At 55.3% G+C, this 21,487-nt stretch carries 22 protein-coding genes; 16 read left to right on the plus strand and 6 right to left on the minus strand.

Annotated features, from left to right (window positions below; translation table 11 throughout):
• Positions 1-49 precede the first annotated feature (49 nt).
• The 4 genes from rimJ (at position 50) to murJ (ending at position 3,883) form a co-directional block, all read left to right on the plus strand.
• Positions 50-643, plus strand: a complete 594-nt coding sequence (gene rimJ / locus ACRQ84_RS03305; RefSeq protein ID WP_064740854.1) for a ribosomal protein S5-alanine N-acetyltransferase — start codon at positions 50-52, stop codon at positions 641-643.
• Positions 644-659: 16 nt separating this feature from the next.
• Complete coding sequence (locus tag ACRQ84_RS03310) at positions 660-1,301, plus strand: DUF480 domain-containing protein (protein ID WP_483817170.1); 642 nt, start codon at positions 660-662, stop codon at positions 1,299-1,301.
• Between the two features lies 1 nt (position 1,302).
• Positions 1,303-2,223, plus strand: coding sequence for a Gfo/Idh/MocA family protein (locus tag ACRQ84_RS03315; RefSeq protein ID WP_483817171.1), 921 nt, complete (start codon positions 1,303-1,305; stop codon positions 2,221-2,223).
• Positions 2,224-2,344: 121 nt separating this feature from the next.
• Positions 2,345-3,883 carry a murein biosynthesis integral membrane protein MurJ gene (gene murJ / locus ACRQ84_RS03320; RefSeq protein ID WP_064740858.1) on the plus strand — a complete coding sequence of 513 codons (1,539 nt, stop codon included), beginning with the start codon at positions 2,345-2,347 and terminating at the stop codon, positions 3,881-3,883.
• A 283-nt stretch (positions 3,884-4,166) separates the two neighbouring features.
• Here the strand turns inward: murJ and flgN are convergent, their stop codons facing one another.
• The 3 genes from flgN to flgA all read right to left on the minus strand — a co-directional run bounded on the left by flgN (position 4,167) and on the right by flgA (position 5,674).
• Positions 4,167-4,598 carry a flagellar export chaperone FlgN gene (gene flgN, locus ACRQ84_RS03325; protein ID WP_483817172.1) on the minus strand — a complete coding sequence of 144 codons (432 nt, stop codon included), beginning with the start codon at positions 4,596-4,598 and terminating at the stop codon, positions 4,167-4,169.
• A 5-nt stretch (positions 4,599-4,603) separates the two neighbouring features.
• Positions 4,604-4,909: a flagellar biosynthesis anti-sigma factor FlgM gene (gene flgM / locus ACRQ84_RS03330; protein ID WP_064740860.1), complete on the minus strand. Its 306-nt coding sequence runs from the start codon at positions 4,907-4,909 to the stop codon at positions 4,604-4,606.
• Positions 4,910-5,014: 105 nt separating this feature from the next.
• Positions 5,015-5,674, minus strand: a complete 660-nt coding sequence (flgA, locus tag ACRQ84_RS03335) for a flagellar basal body P-ring formation chaperone FlgA (protein WP_064740861.1) — start codon at positions 5,672-5,674, stop codon at positions 5,015-5,017.
• A 153-nt stretch (positions 5,675-5,827) separates the two neighbouring features.
• On the opposite strand from flgA, the gene flgB reads away from it, so the two are divergent.
• The 11 genes from flgB (at position 5,828) to flgL (ending at position 15,809) form a co-directional block, all read left to right on the plus strand.
• A complete protein-coding gene (gene flgB / locus ACRQ84_RS03340) occupies positions 5,828-6,241 on the plus strand; it encodes a flagellar basal body rod protein FlgB (protein ID WP_008103091.1) in 414 nt (137 codons plus the stop codon).
• Positions 6,242-6,243: 2 nt separating this feature from the next.
• Entirely contained in the window at positions 6,244-6,648 is a 405-nt protein-coding gene (gene flgC / locus ACRQ84_RS03345) for a flagellar basal body rod protein FlgC (protein WP_064740862.1), read from the plus strand.
• A 12-nt stretch (positions 6,649-6,660) separates the two neighbouring features.
• Positions 6,661-7,332 (plus strand): flagellar hook assembly protein FlgD, encoded by a 672-nt coding sequence (gene flgD / locus ACRQ84_RS03350; RefSeq protein WP_064740863.1) that lies wholly within the window; start codon positions 6,661-6,663, stop codon positions 7,330-7,332.
• 25 nt (positions 7,333-7,357) lie between these two features.
• Positions 7,358-8,647 carry a flagellar hook protein FlgE gene (gene flgE / locus ACRQ84_RS03355; protein ID WP_483817173.1) on the plus strand — a complete coding sequence of 430 codons (1,290 nt, stop codon included), beginning with the start codon at positions 7,358-7,360 and terminating at the stop codon, positions 8,645-8,647.
• 20 nt (positions 8,648-8,667) lie between these two features.
• A complete protein-coding gene (locus ACRQ84_RS03360) occupies positions 8,668-9,426 on the plus strand; it encodes a flagellar basal body rod protein FlgF (protein ID WP_064740865.1) in 759 nt (252 codons plus the stop codon).
• A 17-nt stretch (positions 9,427-9,443) separates the two neighbouring features.
• Entirely contained in the window at positions 9,444-10,226 is a 783-nt protein-coding gene (flgG, locus tag ACRQ84_RS03365) for a flagellar basal-body rod protein FlgG (RefSeq protein ID WP_007885801.1), read from the plus strand.
• 63 nt (positions 10,227-10,289) lie between these two features.
• On the plus strand, positions 10,290-11,000 hold the full coding sequence (locus tag ACRQ84_RS03370; protein ID WP_483817174.1) for a flagellar basal body L-ring protein FlgH: 711 nt from the start codon (positions 10,290-10,292) through the stop codon (positions 10,998-11,000).
• Between the two features lie 12 nt (positions 11,001-11,012).
• A complete protein-coding gene (locus tag ACRQ84_RS03375; protein ID WP_483817175.1) occupies positions 11,013-12,119 on the plus strand; it encodes a flagellar basal body P-ring protein FlgI in 1,107 nt (368 codons plus the stop codon).
• On the plus strand, positions 12,119-13,060 hold the full coding sequence (flgJ, locus tag ACRQ84_RS03380) for a flagellar assembly peptidoglycan hydrolase FlgJ (protein WP_064740868.1): 942 nt from the start codon (positions 12,119-12,121) through the stop codon (positions 13,058-13,060). The genes ACRQ84_RS03375 and flgJ overlap by 1 nt, the downstream gene beginning before the upstream one ends.
• A gap of 119 nt (positions 13,061-13,179) precedes the next feature.
• Positions 13,180-14,823, plus strand: coding sequence for a flagellar hook-associated protein FlgK (gene flgK, locus ACRQ84_RS03385; protein WP_064740869.1), 1,644 nt, complete (start codon positions 13,180-13,182; stop codon positions 14,821-14,823).
• A gap of 17 nt (positions 14,824-14,840) precedes the next feature.
• On the plus strand, positions 14,841-15,809 hold the full coding sequence (gene flgL, locus ACRQ84_RS03390) for a flagellar hook-associated protein FlgL (protein WP_483817176.1): 969 nt from the start codon (positions 14,841-14,843) through the stop codon (positions 15,807-15,809).
• Between the two features lie 147 nt (positions 15,810-15,956).
• Here flgL and rne read toward each other — a convergent pair whose 3' ends face one another.
• Positions 15,957-19,238: a ribonuclease E gene (gene rne, locus ACRQ84_RS03395; RefSeq protein ID WP_483817177.1), complete on the minus strand. Its 3,282-nt coding sequence runs from the start codon at positions 19,236-19,238 to the stop codon at positions 15,957-15,959.
• A gap of 277 nt (positions 19,239-19,515) precedes the next feature.
• On the minus strand, positions 19,516-19,668 hold the full coding sequence (locus tag ACRQ84_RS03400) for a hypothetical protein (RefSeq protein WP_155726423.1): 153 nt from the start codon (positions 19,666-19,668) through the stop codon (positions 19,516-19,518).
• 141 nt (positions 19,669-19,809) lie between these two features.
• Here ACRQ84_RS03400 and rluC point away from each other — a divergent pair, with 141 nt between their 5' ends.
• On the plus strand, positions 19,810-20,766 hold the full coding sequence (gene rluC / locus ACRQ84_RS03405; RefSeq protein ID WP_064740872.1) for a 23S rRNA pseudouridine(955/2504/2580) synthase RluC: 957 nt from the start codon (positions 19,810-19,812) through the stop codon (positions 20,764-20,766).
• A 10-nt stretch (positions 20,767-20,776) separates the two neighbouring features.
• On the opposite strand, the gene ACRQ84_RS03410 is transcribed toward rluC, so the two are convergent.
• Positions 20,777-21,358, minus strand: coding sequence for a Maf family protein (locus ACRQ84_RS03410; RefSeq protein ID WP_483817876.1), 582 nt, complete (start codon positions 21,356-21,358; stop codon positions 20,777-20,779).
• Between the last annotated feature and the right edge of the window lie 129 nt (positions 21,359-21,487).

A 21,487-nucleotide genomic window follows, 5' to 3' on the forward strand; every position in this document is an offset into this window, starting at 1 on the left:
ATCGCCGCTGGCGTACATCTTTCTTAAGTTATGGATTTCAGGAGTCATGATGTTTGGCTATCGTTCTGCTGGCCCACGCGTACGCCTCACAACCGATCGCTTAGTGGTGCGTTTAGTACATGAACGCGATGCCTGGCGATTAGCGGATTATTACGCTGAAAATCGTGCATTTCTAAAACCCTGGGAGCCAGTGCGCGATGAAAGCCATTGTTACCCTTCGGGTTGGCAAGCGCGCCTCGGGCTGATTGCTGATATGCACAAACAGGGCTCAGCCTACTATTTTGTGCTGATGGACCCAGAAGAGACTGAAGTGCGTGGTGTTGCTAATTACAGCAACGTGCTACGCGGATCGTTTCACGCCTGCTATCTCGGCTATTCGCTGGGCGAGAAATGGCAAGGTCAGGGACTGATGTTTGAAGCGCTCAACACCACCCTGCGCTATATGCAACGACAGCAACGTATTCACCGCATTATGGCCAACTACATGCCGCACAATCAGCGCAGTGGCGATCTGCTGGCGCGCCTTGGGTTTGAAAAAGAGGGCTACGCCAAAGATTACTTATTGATTGATGGGCGCTGGCAGGATCATGTGCTCACAGCGCTGACCTGGCGGGAGTGGAACCCGGATCGCCGTGGACAATAAAAAAAGGATTAACGCAATGAAAATGGCCTTATCAGCGCAGGCGCTGCGCGTGATTGGTTGCCTGCTGGAGAAGCAGGTCACCACGCCGGATCAGTATCCGCTCTCCCTCAATGGCGTCGTCACCGCCTGTAATCAGAAATCCAACCGTGAACCGGTGCTGAACCTCAGCGAGATGGAAGTGCAAGCGCAGCTTGATGAGCTGGTGAAAAAGCATTTGGTGACGTCCAATAACGGCTTTGGTCAGCGCGTCAGCAAATATGAACAACGCTTCTGCAATTCAGCCTTCGGAAATCTACAATTGAGTCCGGCTGAAGTGGCGGTACTGACGCTGCTGTTCCTGCGCGGCGCACAGACGCCTGGCGAATTGCGTACCCGCAGCGGTCGTCTGCACGAATTTAGTGATATGAACGAAGTCGAGCAAACGCTAAACGGTTTAATCACACGCGATGAGGGGCCAATGGTAGTGCGTATGGCGCGCGAACCGGGTAAACGTGAGAGTCGCTATATGCATCTGTTTGGTGGCGACGTGGTGGAAGAGGCGGCCAGTGCAGAAACCGTTAGTGACAGTGACGATTTGACGGCGCGTGTCGCGCAACTTGAAGAAACGGTTGCTCAGTTGCAGTCGCAACTGCAACAGCTGCTGCAAAAGGAGCGCTGAGATGACGCTGCGAATTGGCATTGTGGGTTTGGGTGGAATCGCGCAAAAAGCGTGGTTGCCGGTGTTATCGCAGGCCAGTGGCTGGCAGCTTGCCGGTGCGTTTTCGCCCAATCAGGCAAAGGCGCAGCCCATTTGCGATAGCTATCGCATACCTTACTTTGGTCAACTGGATGCGCTGGCGGCCGCCAGTGATGCAGTGTTTGTCCACAGCAGCACCGCCAGCCATTTCGAGGTGGTTAAAGCGCTGTTGCTGGCGGGCAAAGATGTCTGCGTGGATAAACCATTAGCCGAAACCCTGCAGCAGGCCGAAGCGCTGGTGGCGCTGGCGCACAAGCAAAAACGCAAGCTGATGGTGGCGTTTAATCGTCGGTTTGCGCCGCGTTACCAGCAGCTAAAAAGTGAAATGCCGCGTGCCGCCTCGCTGCGCATCGAGAAGCACCGCGCCGATAGCGTCGGCCCGCACGATCTGCGTTTTACCTTGCTGGACGATTATCTGCACGTGGTGGATACCGCACTGTGGCTGGCGGGCGGCACCCTGACGCGTGAATTGGGACACATTGAGACCAATGATGATGGCGCGATGCTGTACGCCGAACACCATTTTTCCGCTGGCACGCTGCAAATCACCACCAGTATGCATCGTCGTGCTGGTACGCAACGTGAAGTGGTGAGCGCGATCTGCGACGGAGATTACATTGAAATTAATGAGATGCGCGACTGGCAGCAGGAGAACGGCAGCGGTATCGTGCGTGATGTACCGCCCGCGTGGCAAAGTCATCTTACCCAGCGCGGTTTTAGTGGTGCGGCACACCATTTTATTCAGTGCGTAGAAAATCAGACGATGCCTGAAACCAGTGGCGAACAAGCGCTAGTGGCGCAGCGTCTGGTGGAAAAATTGTGGCGCGATGCCGAACGCGAATAATTCCTTGTAACACTCAATGCTGGTCATTTCCCGCCGTGGCAGTAGACTATCGCCGGACATCACGGGATGTCCGCGCTAAGTCGCTCATTTCTCCGACACTTTTCAGGATGCGCCACTCAATATGAATTTGTTGAAATCGCTGGCTGCGGTCAGTTCGATGACCTTGTTTTCCCGCGTACTGGGCTTTGCCCGAGATGCCATTGTGGCGCGCGTTTTTGGCGCAGGAATGGCCACCGATGCCTTCTTTGTTGCCTTCAAACTGCCGAACCTGCTGCGTCGTATTTTTGCTGAAGGCGCGTTCTCCCAGGCATTTGTGCCGATTCTTGCGGAATATAAAAGCAAGCAGGGCGAAGATGCCACGCGCGTGTTTGTTGCTTACGTCTCCGGTTTATTAACGCTGGTGCTGGCGGTGGTGACCGTGTTGGGGATGATCGCTGCACCTTGGGTAATTGTGGTGACGGCGCCAGGTTTTGCCGATACGCCCGATAAATTCGCCTTAACCAGCGCGCTCCTGCGCGTCACCTTTCCTTATATTCTGCTGATCTCGCTGGCGTCGCTGGCGGGCGCGATCCTTAACACCTGGAACCGGTTTTCAGTCCCGGCGTTTGCACCGACGCTGCTGAACGTCAGCATGATTGGTTTCGCGGTGTTTGCCGCGCCGCATTTCCATCCGCCGGTGATGGCGCTGGCCTGGGCGGTGGTGGCGGGCGGCGTGCTGCAGTTGGGCTATCAACTGCCGCATCTTAAAAAGATTGGCATGCTGGTTTTGCCGCGCCTGAATCTGCGCGATGCGGGTGTGTGGCGCGTGATGCGTCAAATGGGGCCGGCAATTCTCGGCGTGTCGGTGAGCCAGATCTCGCTGATCATTAACACTATTTTCGCCTCATTTTTGGTATCCGGCTCGGTTTCGTGGATGTACTACGCTGATCGTCTGATGGAGTTTCCCTCCGGCGTACTGGGCGTGGCGCTGGGCACGATTTTGCTGCCCTCGCTGGCGAAGAGTTTTGCCAGCGGCAATCAGGAAGAGTATTCACGCCTGATGGATTGGGGTTTGCGCCTCTGCTTCCTGCTGGCGTTGCCGAGCGCCGTCGCGCTGGGGATTTTATCCGGTCCACTGACGGTTGCGCTGTTCCAGTACGGCAAATTCACCGCCTTTGATGCGTTGATGACGCAGCGTGCGCTGATTGCCTATTCGGTAGGTTTGATGGGTTTGATTGTGGTGAAAGTGCTGGCACCCGGTTTTTATTCCCGTCAGGACATCAAAACTCCGGTGAAAATTGCCATCGTGACGCTGATTGTCACGCAATTGATGAACCTGGCATTTATCGGCCCACTCAAACATGCCGGTTTGTCGCTGTCGATCGGTTTAGCCGCCTGCCTGAATGCCGGATTGCTGTACTGGCAACTGCGTAAGCAGGATATCTTCCAGCCGCAGCCGGGCTGGTTTAGTTTCCTGTCGCGTCTGCTGATTGCGGTGGTGGTGATGGCCGCAGCGCTGCTGGGTATTTTGCAGGTGATGCCGGCATGGGAAGAGGGGCAGATGTGGTGGCGACTGATTCGCCTGGCCGCAGTTTGTGCCATCGGTGGCGGGGCGTATTTCGTGATGCTCGGCCTGCTGGGCTTCCGTCCGCGCGATTTCGCGCGCCGCACTATGGTTTAAAGGCCGCACTCTCTTAACGGACATGCAGCGTCTGCCGCTGCGTAAGGGCAATCCGCAGCGCTGAAGCGTAAACGGTGGGCCAGGAGAGTCCCACATGGATGCGGGACTCAGTTCGGGCCGGGCAGGAAGCCCGATCCCGAACGGTCCGTCGGCACAACGTTGAAGCTGAAGGTACCGCGTAAGCGGCGCGAGGACCGCCCGGCAGCGGCAGATGCTGCAGGTCCCGCACACAACAAAAAGGCCGCCATCCCAAAAGATAGCAGCCTCTTCAAACCCACTTTTTCTACCCTTTACGACTTAGCGTCGCCTGACCCTTACCCAAACCATCCGGGCCGTAAAACGCCTGGGTTTGGTGCGGTCGCAATACCGCTAATGCTTCATTAGTGAAGCCGATTTGATGCTGTAACAAAATCCCATTGTGCGTATTGGCATCGCGCAACCGGCGCGTGTGCTGTTGAATACGCATCCAGCGGCTTTCACGATCGCGGTGATCACCATAGGGCGCCTGCGTGCCGAGCGTTTTCTCGGTGGTGCGGCGCATTTCGTCCAGATAATTCAACGTGGTCAGCAGCGCACTTTTGTCTTCAGAAATACGCTGCAGCATGTTGCCATTAATCTGGCCGGCAGAAAGTTGCTGTTGTTCTTCATCCATTACTACGGCAAGAGAAGTCAGCACGTCCTGCATTTTGTCTAAGGTGATCAGCAGATTGTCCATTGGGATTAGTTACCCTCTAAATACGCCTTGGTATCGGCGATCAGCGCGTCGGCGATCTTACCGGTATCCATTTTCAATTCGCCATTACGAATGGCCGTCTTCAGCTGCTCAACGCGCGCTGTGTTAATGTCTTTGCTGCCAGGCTGCATCAGCTGCGCCTGCGCCGGACTCAACTTCACTTCCGCACCGCTTTCAGTGGTGGTGCTGGCTACGGGCGTAGCGCTCTGACGCACTTTGCCGCTGTTGTCGTTGCTGTCGCGTGTTTGAACAGTGCTAACCGGATTAGTAGGCTGCGTTCTGTCGATGCTCATGGTAAGGCTCCTGTAAGGTCAGTTGGGGGTCAGCCAACTGAATCAGCATAGGGTAATGTCGTTGTTGATATCTCTATCGGCAGAACAACAGGGTTCTTTAACGCTTTATAGCGATATAAGAATATTCCCATCTGCGTCCACGCGACCGCTGACAACCTGACCATTTCCCATCCTCACGCGCACCATTTGTGCCGCGCTGGCGTTGTTCAGCGCACGTCCTTCGCTGCTGGCATTAAACCCGTTTCCACTCGCGACTACCATCACATTTTGACCGGCTTTTACACGCCACGGCTGACGCACCATGGTGGCGGTCACTGGCTGTCCCGGCGGGATATCACGCAGCGCAACGGCATCGATGACACCACTGCTATCAACCAGCGCGCGTGCCGGCAATTCATCCAGTCGGCCGGTTTCCAGACGGAAGTCAGTGGCGCTGAGATTGCTGCCGCGCGCCACCTGACGGCTTGCCACCAGATATTGCCCGGTGACCTGCACCTGAACCTGCAAGAAGCGACGATTTTGATCGCAGTTAGCGGCGATGCTGATGTTGCCCCACTGACGGCTATTCCCCGGAAGTTGCAGTTCAGGCGTTTCACAGCTTGGCCACTGCGCCTGCGGAGTACGCACAACGACCGTCATGCCAGCGGCATGTTGTGGATCGCGCGCTTTAAAAAATTGGGTCAACTGCGCGGTAAGGTCCGCGGCATAACTGGGTAGCGCCAGTGCCAGCAAAACGGTGGCTAGCAAGGTGGAATATCTGCGCATAACGCCTCCTGACGAGAAGATGGCACTGAGTCTACGCCCTGCGCAAAAAAATCAATGTCAAAAATAGCCGTGATTTTTGCTGTTATTCAGACGATCACCCTTGCTTTTGTCGACTTAAGCTGTCAGCTCGAAATTCTCATTCGCGGAGGAAGCATGCTCGACAAACTCGATGCCGCGCTGCGATTTGGTACAGAAGCGTTAAACCTACGTGCTCAGCGTCAGGAAATTCTGGCGTCAAACATTGCCAACGCCGATACCCCGGGTTACCAGGCTCGGGATATCGACTTTGCCAGCCAACTGAGCAAGGTCATGCAAAACGGCCGCGCCGAAGGCAGCAGTCTGGCGCTGAATGTGACGTCCTCACGCCACATTGAAGCGCAAACCAACTCTCAGCCGTCACTGGATCTGCTGTACCGCATTCCCGATCAACCTGCCGCGGATGGCAACACCGTGGATATGGATCGCGAGCGTACGCAGTTTGCTGATAACAGCCTGAAATACCAAACCGATCTCACCCTCATCAGTAGCCAGATCAAAGGCATGATGAGCGTTCTGCAGGGGCAATAAGCATGGCATTGCTGAATATCTTTGATATCGCCGGTTCTGCGATGACAGCGCAATCACAGCGCCTCAACGTCAGCGCCAGTAACCTGGCAAACGCCGACAGCGTAACCGGCCCTGATGGCCAGCCTTACGTGGCGAAGCAGGTGATTTTCCAGACCGACGCCGCTCAAGGTGCAGCGACCGGCGGCGTTAAGGTTGCGGGCGTGGTTAACGATCCAACTCCGGCAAAACTGGTGTATGACCCAGGCAATCCGCTGGCGGATCAGAAGGGCTACGTCAAGATGCCCAACGTTGATGTCGTGTCCGAGACCGTAAACACCATGTCAGCGTCGCGCAGCTATCAGGCCAACGTTGAAGTGCTGAACACGGTGAAGTCAATGATGATGAAAACCCTCACCATCGGTCAGTAACGGAGAACGAATATGAGCGTAGCAGTAGGGATTAAAGACAGTCTGGACCCAACGGTACTGACCTCCAGCAGTGCGTCGAGCGGTAACTCTTCCGCTGACCTGCAGAACCAGTTCCTCAACATGTTGGTGGCGCAGCTGAAAAACCAGGATCCGACCAATCCCATGGATAACAGTCAGCTCACCACGCAGCTGGCACAGATCAACACCCTGAGTGGTATTGAAAAACTGAATACCACGCTGGGATCTATCTCCGGCCAGATCACCACCAGTCAGTCGTTGCAGAGTTCAACGCTGATTGGGCACGGCGTGATGGTCAATGGTTCTCAGGTGCTGGTGGGCAGTGGAACAACTACGCCGTTTGGTGTGGAACTGGCCAGCGCGTCTACCGCCACCAGCGTCACCATAAAAGACAGCAATGGCGCGACGGTCCGCACCATCGACCTCGGCAAACTGAGTGCAGGCGTCCACACCTTCTCGTGGGACGGCAAAATGGATGACGGCTCTACCGCCGCGGATGGCAAATATTCTGTCTCACTGGCCGCCAGCAATGGCAGCACGCAACTGGTGGCGCAGCCGCTGAACTATGCCTACGTCAATGGCGTGAGCACCACGGATAGCACCACAAAACTGGATCTCGGCACCATGGGCTCCGCGACCCTCGATGAAATTCGTCAGATTCTCTGATTAACCTTTTAGCAGGAGAAATTACATGTCTTTTTCACAAGCGGTGAGCGGCCTGAATGCTGCCTCCAGCAACCTGGATGTGATTGGTAACAACATCGCCAACTCCGCCACAGCCGGTTTTAAATCCAGCACCATTGCTTTTGCCGATATGTTTGCCGGTTCTAACGTAGGTCTGGGTACTAAAGTTGCCGCCGTCATCCAGGACTTTGGTGATGGGAGTACCACGTCAACCAGTCGTGGGCTGGATGTAGCACTGAGCGGCAACGGTTTCTTCCGCATGACCGATGCCAGCGGCGGCGTGTTCTATTCGCGTAACGGTCAGTTCACGCTGGATGCAAACCGTAACCTGGTGAACACCCAAGGTCTGAACGTCTCCGGCTATCCGGCCAGCGGCACACCGCCAACCATTCAGACCGGTGCCAACCCCGTTGCGTTGAGTATCCCTACCACGCAGATGGGCGCACGTGCGACGACGACCGCCACCCAGGTTGCGAACCTGAACTCCACCAGCACCACGCCAAGTGTGACCACGTTTGATAAGTCCAACGTTGACAGCTACAACGCGAAAACCACCATGACGGTGTATGACACGCAGGGTAACGATCATCAGCTGGATATGTACTACATCAAAACGGCGGATAACACCTGGACTGTGCATATGGTTGACTCCACCACAGGTAATGAAGTCGGTAACACCGCAGCTGGCGACAACCTGGGTTATCAGATGAAGTTTGATGCTAACGGTAAGCTGACCGGCGTATCAAAAATGATTGACGATCCGGCTAACCCGGGCACCGCGATTGCGGATACCGCGACCACCAGCGCCTCACTGGCTACCCTGGTTGTGGGCGGCACCAACGGTGCGGATGGCATGAACATCAGCATGAGCATGTTGGGTAGCCTGCAACAAAACACCGGTGCCACCACCTTTGGTAACCCAACGCAGGATGGCTATCAGCCGGGCGATTTGACCAGCTATACCATCAACGATGACGGCACCATTACCGGCACTTATTCCAACCAGAAAACCCAGTTGTTGGGTCAGATCGTGTTGGCGAGCTTCTCTAACCCGGAAGGTCTGAAGTCTGAAGGTGACAACGTCTGGTCAGCAACCAGCTCATCAGGTCAGGCCGCAGTGGGTCTGGCAGGCACGGGCACTTACGGCAACCTGACTTCAGGTGCGCTGGAAGCCTCCAACGTCGATATGAGTAAAGAGCTGGTAAACATGATCGTTGCGCAGCGTAACTATCAGGCTAACAGCCAGACCATCAAAACTCAGGACCAGATTCTTAACACCCTGGTTAACTTACGTTAATTCGCTAACGGGATTGCTTTATGGATCACGCAATATATACCGCAATGGGCGCGGCCAGTCAGACGTTGGATCAACAATCGGTGACGGCCAGCAACCTCGCCAACGCCTCAACGCCGGGCTTCCGTGCACAGCTCAACGCGTTGCGCGCGGTACCGGTCAGCGGTTGGTCGCTGCCGACGCGTACGCTGGTTGCCGCTTCAACACCTGGCGCCGATATGTCGCCAGGCTCGATGGACAACACCGGCCGCCCGCTGGATGTGGCAGTACAGCAAGATGGCTGGCTGGCGGTGCGTACCGCTGACGGTTCTGAAGCCTACACCCGCAACGGCAACATGCAGATCAGCTCGACCGGTATTCTGACCATTCAGGGCAATCCCGTGATGGGCGATGGCGGTCCGATCGCCATACCGCAAGGTTCCGAACTGACGGTTGCCGCCGACGGCACCATCACCTCGCGTAACGCGGGTGATGCGCCGAACGCCACGGTGCAGATTGGCCGACTGAAACTGGTGCGCGCCACCGGTAATGAGTTACAGCGTGGTGATGACGGCATGTTCCGTCCTACCCAGCAAGCGCAGGCAACGCGCGGGGCGGCTCTGGCGAACGATGCCACCGTCACCGTGATGCCTGGCGTACTGGAGGGCAGTAATGTCAAGCCGGTGGAAACCATGGTCGATATGATCGCCAACGCCCGACGTTTTGAGATGCAGATGAAAGTGATCTCCAACGTCGATGAAAACGAACAAAAAGCCAATCAATTGCTCAATATGAGCAGCTAAGGCGTAAGGAAAACACCATGATTCGTTCTTTATGGATCGCCAAAACCGGTCTTGACGCTCAGCAAACCAACATGGACGTCATCTCCAACAACCTCGCGAACGTGAGCACGAATGGTTTTAAACGTTCGCGCGCGGTATTTGAAGATTTGATGTACCAAACCCTGCGTCAGCCGGGCACCCAGTCGTCGGAGCAAACCACGCTGCCGTCGGGTCTGCAGATTGGTACCGGTGTGCGTCCCGTCACCACCGAACGTCTGCATCAGCAGGGCAACCTGTCGCAAACCAGCAACTCGAAAGACGTGGCGATCAACGGCCAGGGTTATTTCGAAGTGCAGATGCCGGATGGCACCTCAGCCTATACCCGTGATGGTTCGTTCCAGGTGGACCAGAACGGTCAGCTGGTGACTAACGCCGGTTATCCGGTACAGCCAGGCATTACGATTCCAGCTAACGCTACCAGCATCACTATCTCGCGTGATGGTGTGGTGAGCGTGACGCAGCAGGGCCAGACGAACCCGGCGCAGGTCGGTCAGCTGACGCTAAGCACCTTCATGAACGATGCGGGCCTGAATAGTCAGGGTGAAAACCTCTATCAGGAGACGCAGGCATCCGGTGCGGCGACGCAGAGTACGCCAGGCCAGAACGGCGCAGGTCTGCTGTATCAGGGCTATGTCGAAACCTCGAACGTCAACGTGGCGGAAGAGCTGGTCACCATGATTCAGACGCAGCGCGCTTACGAAATCAACAGCAAGGCGATCAGCACCTCCGATCAGATGCTGGCGAAGTTAACCCAGCTGTAATGCTGGTGTCGTTGGGCCAGCGTTGCTGGCCTGATCAAGCAACATGAAAAAGGTTAGAACTCCGTGGCGAAGCAAGTGATTCTCAAGCCTGGTCATTGGTTGGTAGCCACGATGCTACTCACTCTTAACGGTTGTGCGTTAGTGCCGCGCACGCCACTGGTACATGGGTCGACCACAGCTGAGCCGACGCCATCCGCGCCGCCAGTGGTGAACGGTTCCATCTTTCAGGGCGTCGCGCCGCTTAACTACGGCTATCAGCCGCTGTTTGAGGATCGCCGTCCACGCAACATTGGCGACACGTTGACGATCACCTTGCAGGAAAACGTCAGCGCCAGCAAAAGCTCGTCCGCCAACGCCAGTCGCGATGGCAGCAACAGTTTTGGTGTTACAGGTATTCCAACCGGCTTAAGTGGCCTGGTGGGGGCCGGTGGCGAAAAAGCCACGCTTGATGCCAATGGCAAAAATGACTTCGCAGGCAAAGGTGGCGCAACGGCCAACAACACCTTTACCGGCACCATCACCGTCACCGTTAATCAGGTGTTGTCGAACGGCAACCTACGCGTGGTCGGTGAGAAACAGATCGAAATTAACCAAGGCACCGAGTTCATCCGCTTCTCGGGCGTGGTTAACCCGCGCACCATCAGCGCCAGCAACGCCGTGTTGTCTACGCAGGTGGCCGATGCACGTATTGAGTACGTCGGAAATGGTTATATCAATGAAGCGCAGACGATGGGTTGGTTCCAGCGTTTCTTCCTGAACGTCTCGCCGATGTAAGAGGTAGTAAGAATGAATATGACGACTCTGCTCCGCCTGAGCCTGGGCTTGCTGCTCGGTTTCAGCGTAATGGCTCATGCTGATCGCATTCGCGATCTCACTTCAGTGCAGGGCGTGCGTGATAACCAGCTGATCGGTTACGGGTTGGTGGTGGGCCTTGATGGCACCGGCGACCAGACCACGCAAACCCCGTTCACCACGCAAACGGTGAGCAACATGCTCTCTCAGCTCGGCATTACCGTGCCGGCCGGCACCAACATGCAGTTGAAAAACGTGGCCGCCGTTATGGTCACCGCCAGGCTGCCGACGTTTGCGCGCCAGGGGCAAGATATCGATGTCGTGGTTTCTTCGCTGGGTAACGCCAAAAGTCTGCGCGGCGGTACGCTGCTGATGACGCCGATGAAAGGCGTCGATAACCAGGTTTATGCGCTGGCGCAGGGCAATATCCTCGTCGGCGGCGCCGGTGCGTCTGCGGGTGGCAGCAGCGTGCAAGTCAACCAGTTGAACGGGGGGCGCATTACCGGCGGTGCAACGGTGGAACGTGAACTGCAGAGCAACTTTGGTAGCCAAAACACCATCAACCTGCAGCTGAATAATGAAGACTTCAGCATGGCGCAGCGCATCGCTGACGCGATCAACAGCCGTGGCATTGGCTCGGCGCAGCCGCTGGATGCACGTACCGTGCAGATCCGCGTGTCGCCGAATAACAGTTCGCAGGTACGTTTGCTGGCAGAGATTCAGAACCTGGATGTTTCGGTACCGCTGGAAGATGCCAGGGTGATTATTAACTCACGTACCGGTTCGGTGGTGATGAACCGCGAAGTGACGCTGAATACCTGTGCCGTGGCCCAGGGCAACCTATCGGTTACTGTCAATCAGCAGCAGAACGTCAGTCAGCCTGATACGCCATTGGCCGGTGGTCAGACGGTGACGACCAACAACACCCAGATCGATCTGCGTCAGAGTGGCGGCGCGCTGCAACGTGTTAACTCCAGCGCGAACCTTAACAACGTGGTGCGTGCGCTGAATGCGCTGGGTGCGTCACCGATTGAACTGATGTCGATTCTGCAATCGATGGAAAGTGCGGGCTGCTTGCGCGCCAAACTGGAAATTATCTGATGAACGATACGCAATCGCTGGTGAATGCGGCTTACGACAGCCGCTCGCTGAACGACCTGAAACGTGAAGCCGCCGCCGACCCGAAAGGGAAGGCAATGCAGGTGGCCAAGCAGGTGGAAGGGATGTTCGTGCAGATGATGATGAAAAGTATGCGTGCCGCGCTGCCGCAGGATGGCCTGCTGAGCAACGATCAAACGCGTCTTTTCACCTCCATGTACGATCAGCAGATTGCGCAGGACATCGGTAAACGCGGCTTGGGTATGGCTGATATCATCGTGAAACAGATGCAGCCAGCCCAGGAGCCGGACGAAACCGCCGGCACGGTGCCGATGAAGCTGGATAATAGCTTCATCTATAGCAACTTGCCGTCGAATCAGCTGGAGCAGATGGTGCGTAAAGCGGTGCCGCGCTTGCCGGTTTCGCCGAGCAGTTTGCCGAGCGACAGTAGCGACTTTATCGCCCAGTTGGCGCAGCCGGCGCAGGTCGCCAGCCAGCAGAGTGGTATTCCGCATCACCTGATTCTGGCGCAGGCCGCGCTGGAATCGGGCTGGGGCCAGCGTCAAATACTGACGCGCGACGGCAAGCCGAGCTACAACGTGTTTGGCATTAAGGCCAGCGGCGACTGGAAGGGGCAAACCACCGATATCATGACCACCGAATATGAAGGTGGCGCTGCGAAAAAAGTGCGCGCCAGCTTCCGCGTGTATGGCTCCTATATGGAAGCACTCAGCGACTACGTCAAACTGCTTTCTAATAACCCTCGCTATGCCGCTGTTGCCAACGCGCCGAGTGCGGAGCAGGGCGCCCGCGCTCTGCAGGCTGCCGGTTACGCTACCGATCCAAAGTACGCGCAGAAATTGGTGGGAATGATCCAGCAATTCAAAAACATGGGCGAAAAAGTGGTGAAGGCGTACAGCAACGATATCACCGATTTGTTCTGATTTTTGCTCTCAAGTTTCACTTAAGCACGCCGATAACAATCACATGCCGCGGGCCTTCACCGTCCGCGCAATCGCATTGATGACTGCCAGCCCGGTTAACGGGAAATTAAGGAACCGAGATGTCCAGCATAATAAACTCAGCGATGAGTGGGCTGAGCGCCGCACAGGCTGCATTAAGCACCACCAGTAACAACATCAGCAATTACACGGTAGCGGGCTACTCGCGTCAGACGGCGATTCTGTCGCAGTCGAACAGCACCTTGCAGGGCAACAGCTATTACGGCAACGGTGTGACGCTTTCTGGCGTACAGCGTGAATACGATGAGTTCATTACTGCTCAGCTGCGCGGCTCTAGCGCTAATTACAGCGCTGTGAATACGCAATACACCCAAATTTCTAACATTGATGATCTGTTGTCGACGTCAACCACCAGCTTGTCGACCTCAATCCAAAGCTTCTTTACCAACGTCCAGAACGTGGTGAGCAACGCCAACGATCCGTCGGCACGTCAATCAATGCTGAGCTATGCACAAGGTCTGGTGAATCAGTTTCAGACCACGGCGCAATATCTCAATAATATGCAGAACAGCGTCAATACCGACGTTGCTTCAAGCGTTGACCAGATCAACACCTTCACCAGCCAGATCGCTGACCTCAACACCCAGATCGCCAAGCTCACCACCGGCGGCGGTGCGGCACCCAATAATTTGTTAGATCAACGCGATCAGTTGGTGAATAGCCTGAATAATGTGGTTGGCGTGAACGTATCCCAACAGGACGGTAGCTATATCGTCTCAATGGGCAACGTGACGCTGGTGAATGGCAAAAACTCCACCAGTTTGGTGGCAATGCCATCCAGCAGTGATTCAACGCGAACCACCGTCGGCTATGTCGATAAGCAGGCGGGTAACGTTGAGATCCCGGAGAAAACGCTGACCACCGGTTCACTTGGCGGTTTGCTGGCGTTCCGCTCGCAGGATTTGGATAGCGCGCAAAATCAGCTCGGTCAGTTAGCCGCGGCGTTCACCACAAGCTTCAATACCGTGCACAGCGAAGGGTATGACAGCAACGGCGATCAAGGGGGCGACTTCTTCAACATCGGTTCGCCAACCGTGGTGGGTAACAGTAAAAATACCTCAGCGGCTACCGTTACTGCTGCCTGGTCAGATACCAGCGCAATGAAAGCCTCTAACTACACCGTGAGTTATGACGGCAGTAATTGGTCGGTAACTCGCATGTCTGACAACGTGAAGTTTAGCGTTACGCCTGATGCGACCGACGGTACCCTCAATTTTGACGGCCTGAAACTGACGGTGAGCACCTCACCTGCACCTAACGCGAAAGACAGTTTCCTGGTCAAGCCGGTTCAAAACGTCATTGCTGGTATGTCGGTGGCGATCACCGATGAGTCGCAAATTGCTGCGGCATCCAGTGCGACCAGCGGTGAAAGTGATAACCGTAATGCGCAGAAATTGTTGGATTTGCAGGACAGCAAGCTGGTGAATGGCAATGCGACCATTGCCCAGGCTTATGCCAGCATTGTTAGTAGCGTCGGTAACAAAACCAGCACGCTGGAAACCGCCAGTACCACCCAGCAAAACGTGGTCACGCAGTTGAGCGATCGCCAGCAGTCAGTGTCAGGCGTCAACCTCGATGAAGAGTATTCTAACCTGACTAAGTATCAGCAGTTCTATATGGCGAATGCGCAAGTGCTGCAAACGGCGAGTACCATTTTTAATGCGCTGATGGGCATCCGCGGCTAAGCATAGAGGATAAAACCATGCGTTTAAGTACCAATATGATTTTTAACCAGCAGGTGCGCGGTATTAGCGATTCGCAAGCCTCGTGGTTAAAAGTGGGTGAGCAGCTCTCTACCGGGCTGCGTGTTAGCAATCCTTCAGATGACCCCATCGCCGCCTCACGCGCCGTGGTGCTTTCCCAATCGCAGGCGAAAAGTAGCCAGTATGCTACGGCACGCAGCTTTGCCGATCAGAGCTTGTCGATGGAAGAGAATGCACTCTCCAGCGTGACCAGCAGCATCCAGGATGCGCAGACCATGATCGTCTATGGTTCAACCGGCACCTTGAGTGATGATGACCGTGCATCGATTGCCACTAAATTAGAAGGTATCCGGTCACAGTTATTGAATCAGGCTAATAGCCGTGATGGTAATGGCCGTTACATCTTTGCCGGCTATCAAACTGATGTCGCACCGTTTAGTGACGCAGGTGCACCAGCGGGCGTCTCTTACGTCGGCGGCGCGGATGCCATTACACAGAAAGTGGATGATGGCCGTACGATGGCGGTTAGCAGCACCGGCTCGTCGGTGTTTATGTCGATTACCAGCAACTCAAAGGTTGAGCCGGACGGTAGCGCGAGCGAAACGAACCTGTTCAATATGCTCGATAGTGCAATTGCTGCATTAAAGACGCCGCAGGATGAGGCTGATGATGCAACCAAGCAGGTATTCCAGGATGCGATGGATAAGTCCAACCGTGGGCTGAGCAACTCATTAAACAACGTGCTGTCAGTGCGTTCGGCGGTGGGTTCACAGCTGGCTGAACTGGATACACTGGATGCGCAAGGTGATGACCGCGACACCATTATGGCTTCGCAAATGACGGATTTGGTGCAGGTTGATTACACCCAAGCCATTTCGAGCTACACCATGCAGCAAACGGCGTTGCAGGCATCGTATAAAACCTTCACTGATATGTCGAAGTTGTCACTGTTCCAGCTTAATTCGTAATAGACCTGAACCTTTGAGCGTACTTTAACCGGGTGCGCTTAGTTTCGCCCACCGCCTTTCGAGGCTGTGGGATTTTTTTTGCCTGAATAACAGGCAATAAAAAACCCCGGACTGGCCGGGGTTCGATGTTTACTGACTTGCTAAAGCTTACGCGCTTTCCGGACGGGTTGCCGGTGCGGTTGCCTGATGCGTCGCGCTGTGACCACCTGCAGAGCCGCGGCCCTCGAAGTCGAACGGCGGACGGACCCAGTCGCTGTTGCGAACCGGCTCAGATTCCCACGCCGGTGCCGGTGCTTTGGTCATTGGAGCGGTAGCGTGATGCTTGAAGCGCGTCTCAACCGTGGTCACTGCGGTATCACGTGCCGCAACCGGTGCATGAGGTTCAGTGACTGGGGTGACTTCAGCATCAGCCGCTACTGGTGTAGCCAGCACTTCTTCAACCTGCGCTTCAACTGCTGGCGATACATCTGCCGGTGCCTGCTCAACAACGTCAGCCACTTCGCGTACTTCAGGCTTCGCTTCTTCAACGACGGCCGCCGGTTCCGCTTCTGCTGCGGTTTCCTGTGCAACCTGTTCATCAGCAGCAGAAATCACCGCAGGTTCTTCGTTGACGGGCGCAGCAATCGGCGTGACGTCATCAGTATTCACCACCGGCACATCAGTGTGCGCCTGCGGTTCAGCCTGATGCACGGCTTCATCAGTGGCAACCTGCTCAACAACCGGTTCAACGGCCGGTTCAACAGTAGCGGGTTGAGCCACGGCATCTGCGGTTTGCTGGTAGCCGTAATCCGACACTTCATGCATCGCATCTTGCGTGGTGTATTCTTCCTGCGCTTGCGCTACCGGGTAAGAAATCCATACCTTGCCTGACGCCATTTCTGGTGATGCAGCAGCAGATTCCAGCGGCATTGCAGACTGCGTTGGGTAACGCTCGTCACGGTAACGACGACGACGCTGACCGCTTACGCGCAGGTGACGCGGTGAACGACGTGAACGGCGCGGCATATTGGCGCTATCACGGTTATCGCTATCATCTTGCTCGTCATTGCTGGCTTCTGGATGTTCGATGTACGAAGCGCGCGGCGCAGTTTCCACCGGGGTTTCGTGCACAACAGGTGCTGGCGCTTCAGCGGCGACGTCACCGGTATCACCGCCACGGACGCGTTGTGACAGCTGACGCTGCTTACGACGCGGCATTACCTGAACACGTTCTTCTTCCTGCGCAACATTCTCGTCAACGACATCGGGCTTAACAACCGGTTCAGCGGCTTTCTGATCCTGCGGCTGAGTGCGTTTCTCTTCCTGACGACGACGCTGGCGATCGGCACGCTGTTCGCGGCGCTGTTGCTGCTGCTCATCACGCTGCTCAAGCGCTTCATCGCTCAGTACTGGACGCGCTTCACGCGGTTCGTTCTGACGCTTGTTGCGACGGTTGTCCTGATTGTCACGCGGTTCGCGCGCTTCACGTGGCTCACGCGCTTCTCGCGGCTCGCGTGGTTCACGGCCTTCACGCACCTGACCATTCTCGCCATTACGCGGTGTGCGTTCACGGCGGTTGTTGCGACGGTTGTTGCTGTTGCGACGCTCGCCACGCTGCTGCGAATTCTCAGATTCAGCGGCAGACAACACAGCGGGTGTTTCTTGCTGGGTTTCAGCTGGCGCGGCAGCTGGCGCATCACCGGCAAACAGCTTCTTCAGTCCACCCAGCAGGCGGGCGACGAAACCGGTGCTGGTTACCGCAGGCGCAGCAACCACAGGTTTGGTTTTCGCTTCTGCTGCGGGCTGAGGTTCTTGAACGACTTCAACTGGCGCTGGCGGTGCATCAGGCATCGCGAAGGCTGCCAATGCGGGCTGCTCTGGACGGCGACGCTCAGCGTGCTCTTCTTCTGAAGGCAGCGCCATTTCCGCTTCGTGCAGTTTCGGCAAGTGATAGCTCAGCGTTTGCGTCTCTTCGCCAGTGCGCACACGCAGCACAGAGTAGTGTGGCGTTTCCATCTGATCGTTTGGCACGATGATGGCACGCACGCCGCCCTGGCGTTTTTCGATGGCACTCACGGCATCACGCTTTTCGTTCAGCAGGTAAGAGGCGACCTGTACCGGAACAATCGCATGAACTTCTTTGGTGTTGTCTTTCAGCGCTTCTTCTTCAATCAGACGCAGAATAGACAGCGACAGCGATTCGTTATCACGGATGGTGCCGGTGCCGCTACAGCGTGGGCAGACGTGATGGCTGGATTCACCCAGTGACGGGCTCAGACGCTGACGTGACATCTCCAGCAAACCGAAGCGTGAAATGTGGCTGATCTGGATACGGGCACGATCCTGACGTACCGCTTCACGCAGACGGTTTTCCACGGCGCGCTGGTGGCGCACTGGCGTCATGTCGATGAAGTCGATAACAATCAGGCCGCCGAGATCGCGCAGACGCAGCTGGCGAGCGATCTCATCTGCCGCTTCCAGGTTAGTGTTATACGCGGTTTCTTCAATATCACCGCCGCGGGTAGCACGTGCGGAGTTGATATCAATGGCGGTCAGTGCTTCGGTGCTGTCGATAACAATCGAGCCGCCTGACGGCAGACGCACTTCACGCTGGAAGGCCGATTCAATCTGCGATTCAATTTGGTAATGGCTGAACAGCGGGATTTCACCGGTGTACAGTTTGATTTTGCTGCTAAAGTCTGGACGGCCAAGTGCAGCAATGTGCTGACGTGCCAGCTCCAATACCTTTGGATTATCGATAAGGATTTCACCGATATCCTGACGCAGATAGTCGCGGAAAGCGCGCACGATAACATTACTTTCCTGATGGATCAGGAACGGCGCGGGACGGCTGTCTGCGGCTTTCTTAATGGCTTCCCAATGCTTCATGCGGAAGCTGAGATCCCACTGCAGTGATTCGGCTGATTTACCCACGCCCGCAGTACGGACGATTAATCCCATGCCGTCTGGAAGTTCCAGTGCGGAAAGGGCTTCTTTTAACTCGGTACGATCGTCACCCTCGATGCGACGTGAAATACCGCCAGCGCGTGGGTTGTTCGGCATCAATACCAGATAGCTACCGGCGAGAGAAATAAAGGTGGTAAGTGCTGCACCTTTATTACCGCGCTCCTCTTTATCAATTTGAACGATAACTTCCTGACCTTCACGCAGCACATCTTTGATATTCGGACGACCATGTGCGTTGTAATTGGCAGGGAAATATTCGCGGGAAATTTCTTTCAGAGGGAGGAAACCGTGACGTTCTGCACCATAATCGACAAATGCAGCTTCAAGGCTGGGTTCAACGCGGGTGATTTTACCTTTGTATATGTTGGCTTTTTTCTGTTCGTGTCCAGGACTTTCAATATCCAGATCGTACAGACGTTGTCCATCAACCAGGGCAACGCGCAACTCCTCCTGCTGAGTTGCGTTAATTAACATTCTTTTCATCGTGACTTACTCGTTATTCTCACATGAGTGATCTAGCTGCGGGCATCGTTACCCTGGACGAGAATCAACCGATGGCCCCGTGTCTTAATGCACTGACGTCAACCTCACGGTTGTCGGCGGCTAAAGGGGCGCAAATCTTGTCGGTGGCCTGTTTTTCATAAGGAAATCCAGCGCCTGAAGGTGGAAATGTTACAGAGTATTCAAAAATCCACACATCCTAGTCTGTCGTCCAGGCCGCAACCCGCAGCCCGCTAAGTGCCTGATTTAACATTACGTCTTACGCCATTGCTGCGTGTCCGTTCAATCCGGCAAAATGACTTATTTCGCTCTTTTTCCTGCCTGAATCTTTCCAGGCAGAAACACCTGCATTATTCCATTGCTCACCAACATATAGCAAGGCGACTTTTGCCAAGCTGAGAAGTTTATTCATCCATAACCTGTTCATTTGCAGGGCTAATCATCGCATCGCTGAAAATGTCACCATTTTCACCGCTTCATGACGCGACAAAGAGAGAGTTAAGCACAGAAAAAGGGGTGGCGCTATCCAGGGACACTAATTAGAATCGCCGCCATGAAAACAGAGAATCCCGGCGTACAGTATGTCGCCATCACGGCTGAAAATGCCGGACAACGAATTGATAACTTTTTGCGCACCCAGCTAAAAGGTGTGCCGAAAAGCATGATTTATCGCATTTTGCGTAAAGGCGAAGTGCGGGTGAACAAAAAACGCGTGAAACCGGAATATAAGCTGGAGGATGGCGATGAGTTGCGTATTCCGCCGGTGCGGGTTGCCGAGCGCGAAGAGAATACCGTTTCACCCAAGCTGGATAAAGTTGCAGCGCTCACCAATGCCATCCTTTATGAGGATGATTACCTGATAGTGCTGAACAAGCCGTCGGGCACGGCGGTACACGGTGGCAGCGGATTGAGTTTTGGTGTGATTGAAGGGCTGCGTGCGCTGCGTCCGGAAGCGCGTTTTCTGGAATTGGTCCATCGCCTCGATCGCGATACTTCTGGCATCCTGCTGGTGGCGAAGAAGCGCTCGGCGCTGCGTTCGCTGCATGAGCAACTGCGCGAGAAGGGCATGCAAAAAGATTACCTGGCGCTGGTGCGCGGTGACTGGCCTTCGCACCTCAAAGTGGTGCAGGCACCGCTGCTGAAGAATATTTTGCAGAGTGGCGAGCGAGTGGTGCGAGTAAGTGCGGACGGCAAGCCTTCAGAGACGCGGTTTAAAGTGGAAGAGCGTTTTGGTTTCGCCACCCTGGTGAAAGCCAGCCCAGTAACGGGCCGCACCCATCAGATTCGTGTGCATACGCTGCACGGTGGTCATCCGATCGCCTTTGACGATCGTTACGGCGACCGCGACTTTGATGCCCAATTGAGTTCGACGGGCTTATCGCGTTTGTTCCTGCATGCGGCAGCGTTAACTTTCACCCATCCCAACACCGGAGAAGTGCTGCGGATGGAAGCGCCACTGGATGGCGCCCTGAAACATTGCCTCGCGCAATTGCGTCAGAAAAAAGCCTGATTTTTGGGCATCAACATAATGCGTTGATGCCCACCGCTCTTAACATCTCACCCAGCGCGATCAGCGGTAAGCCAATTAAAGTATTGGGATCGCGACCTTCCAGCCTGTCGAATAAACAAATTCCCAATCCTTCGCTTTTGAAACTGCCGGCGCACTGCAGCGGCTGTTCCTTTTCAACATAGCCGCGAATCTCTTCGGCACTTAACTCGCGGAAATGCACGGTAAAGGGTTCGCAAATGACCATTTGTTTGCCGCTCTGCGGTTGCAGAAGTGCCAGCCCGGTATAAAAGGTGATGGCGTTGCCGCTGGCGGCCGCGAGTTGCTGGCAGGCTTTCTCCACGGTATGCGGTTTGCCGGTTATCTCACCATTTAGCACACAGACCTGATCGGAACCGATAATCCAACTGCCCGGGTAACGTGCGGCGAGCGCCTGCGCTTTGGCTAGTGCCAGCCGCTGCACCAGCTCGGGAGCGAATTCATGTGGGCGTGGTGATTCGTCGCAATCAGGGGCCGCAGTAATAAAAGGCAGGCCCAGTTTGCTCAGTAGCGCCTGACGAAAAGGGGAGGTAGAAGCTAAAACTAAAGGTGTCATCATTTTTTTTCAGAATAGATAGCGTAAAGATGACAGTCATTTTAAACTATGCGCCGCACTGGATGCGACTAACGGGTGAAAGATGCCGTAAACCGGCCTTTTTCTTTGACTCTATGACGTTACAAAGTT

This window comes from Pantoea sp. E2023-21 (assembly GCF_051302795.1).
Classification (GTDB): domain Bacteria; phylum Pseudomonadota; class Gammaproteobacteria; order Enterobacterales; family Enterobacteriaceae; genus Pantoea; species Pantoea ludwigii_A.

What these genes read in the sequence shown, in the direction of transcription:
- flgE (WP_483817173.1), top strand. Translation starts at nt 7,358, where the DNA reads ATGTCTTTTTCACAAGCGGTGAGCGGCCTGAATGCTGCCTCCAGCAAC.
- ACRQ84_RS03410 (WP_483817876.1), bottom strand. Translation starts at nt 21,358, where the DNA reads ATGACACCTTTAGTTTTAGCTTCTACCTCCCCTTTTCGTCAGGCGCTA.
- murJ (WP_064740858.1), top strand. Translation starts at nt 2,345, where the DNA reads ATGAATTTGTTGAAATCGCTGGCTGCGGTCAGTTCGATGACCTTGTTT.
- rimJ (WP_064740854.1), top strand. Translation starts at nt 50, where the DNA reads ATGTTTGGCTATCGTTCTGCTGGCCCACGCGTACGCCTCACAACCGAT.
- ACRQ84_RS03360 (WP_064740865.1), top strand. Translation starts at nt 8,668, where the DNA reads ATGGATCACGCAATATATACCGCAATGGGCGCGGCCAGTCAGACGTTG.
- flgK (WP_064740869.1), top strand. Translation starts at nt 13,180, where the DNA reads ATGTCCAGCATAATAAACTCAGCGATGAGTGGGCTGAGCGCCGCACAG.
- flgN (WP_483817172.1), bottom strand. Translation starts at nt 4,598, where the DNA reads ATGGACAATCTGCTGATCACCTTAGACAAAATGCAGGACGTGCTGACT.
- flgB (WP_008103091.1), top strand. Translation starts at nt 5,828, where the DNA reads ATGCTCGACAAACTCGATGCCGCGCTGCGATTTGGTACAGAAGCGTTA.
- ACRQ84_RS03315 (WP_483817171.1), top strand. Translation starts at nt 1,303, where the DNA reads ATGACGCTGCGAATTGGCATTGTGGGTTTGGGTGGAATCGCGCAAAAA.
- flgD (WP_064740863.1), top strand. Translation starts at nt 6,661, where the DNA reads ATGAGCGTAGCAGTAGGGATTAAAGACAGTCTGGACCCAACGGTACTG.
- ACRQ84_RS03375 (WP_483817175.1), top strand. Translation starts at nt 11,013, where the DNA reads ATGAATATGACGACTCTGCTCCGCCTGAGCCTGGGCTTGCTGCTCGGT.
- flgL (WP_483817176.1), top strand. Translation starts at nt 14,841, where the DNA reads ATGCGTTTAAGTACCAATATGATTTTTAACCAGCAGGTGCGCGGTATT.
- flgM (WP_064740860.1), bottom strand. Translation starts at nt 4,909, where the DNA reads ATGAGCATCGACAGAACGCAGCCTACTAATCCGGTTAGCACTGTTCAA.
- rne (WP_483817177.1), bottom strand. Translation starts at nt 19,238, where the DNA reads ATGAAAAGAATGTTAATTAACGCAACTCAGCAGGAGGAGTTGCGCGTT.
- flgG (WP_007885801.1), top strand. Translation starts at nt 9,444, where the DNA reads ATGATTCGTTCTTTATGGATCGCCAAAACCGGTCTTGACGCTCAGCAA.
- flgC (WP_064740862.1), top strand. Translation starts at nt 6,244, where the DNA reads ATGGCATTGCTGAATATCTTTGATATCGCCGGTTCTGCGATGACAGCG.
- ACRQ84_RS03400 (WP_155726423.1), bottom strand. Translation starts at nt 19,668, where the DNA reads ATGAATAAACTTCTCAGCTTGGCAAAAGTCGCCTTGCTATATGTTGGT.
- flgJ (WP_064740868.1), top strand. Translation starts at nt 12,119, where the DNA reads ATGAACGATACGCAATCGCTGGTGAATGCGGCTTACGACAGCCGCTCG.
- flgA (WP_064740861.1), bottom strand. Translation starts at nt 5,674, where the DNA reads ATGCGCAGATATTCCACCTTGCTAGCCACCGTTTTGCTGGCACTGGCG.
- rluC (WP_064740872.1), top strand. Translation starts at nt 19,810, where the DNA reads ATGAAAACAGAGAATCCCGGCGTACAGTATGTCGCCATCACGGCTGAA.
- ACRQ84_RS03310 (WP_483817170.1), top strand. Translation starts at nt 660, where the DNA reads ATGAAAATGGCCTTATCAGCGCAGGCGCTGCGCGTGATTGGTTGCCTG.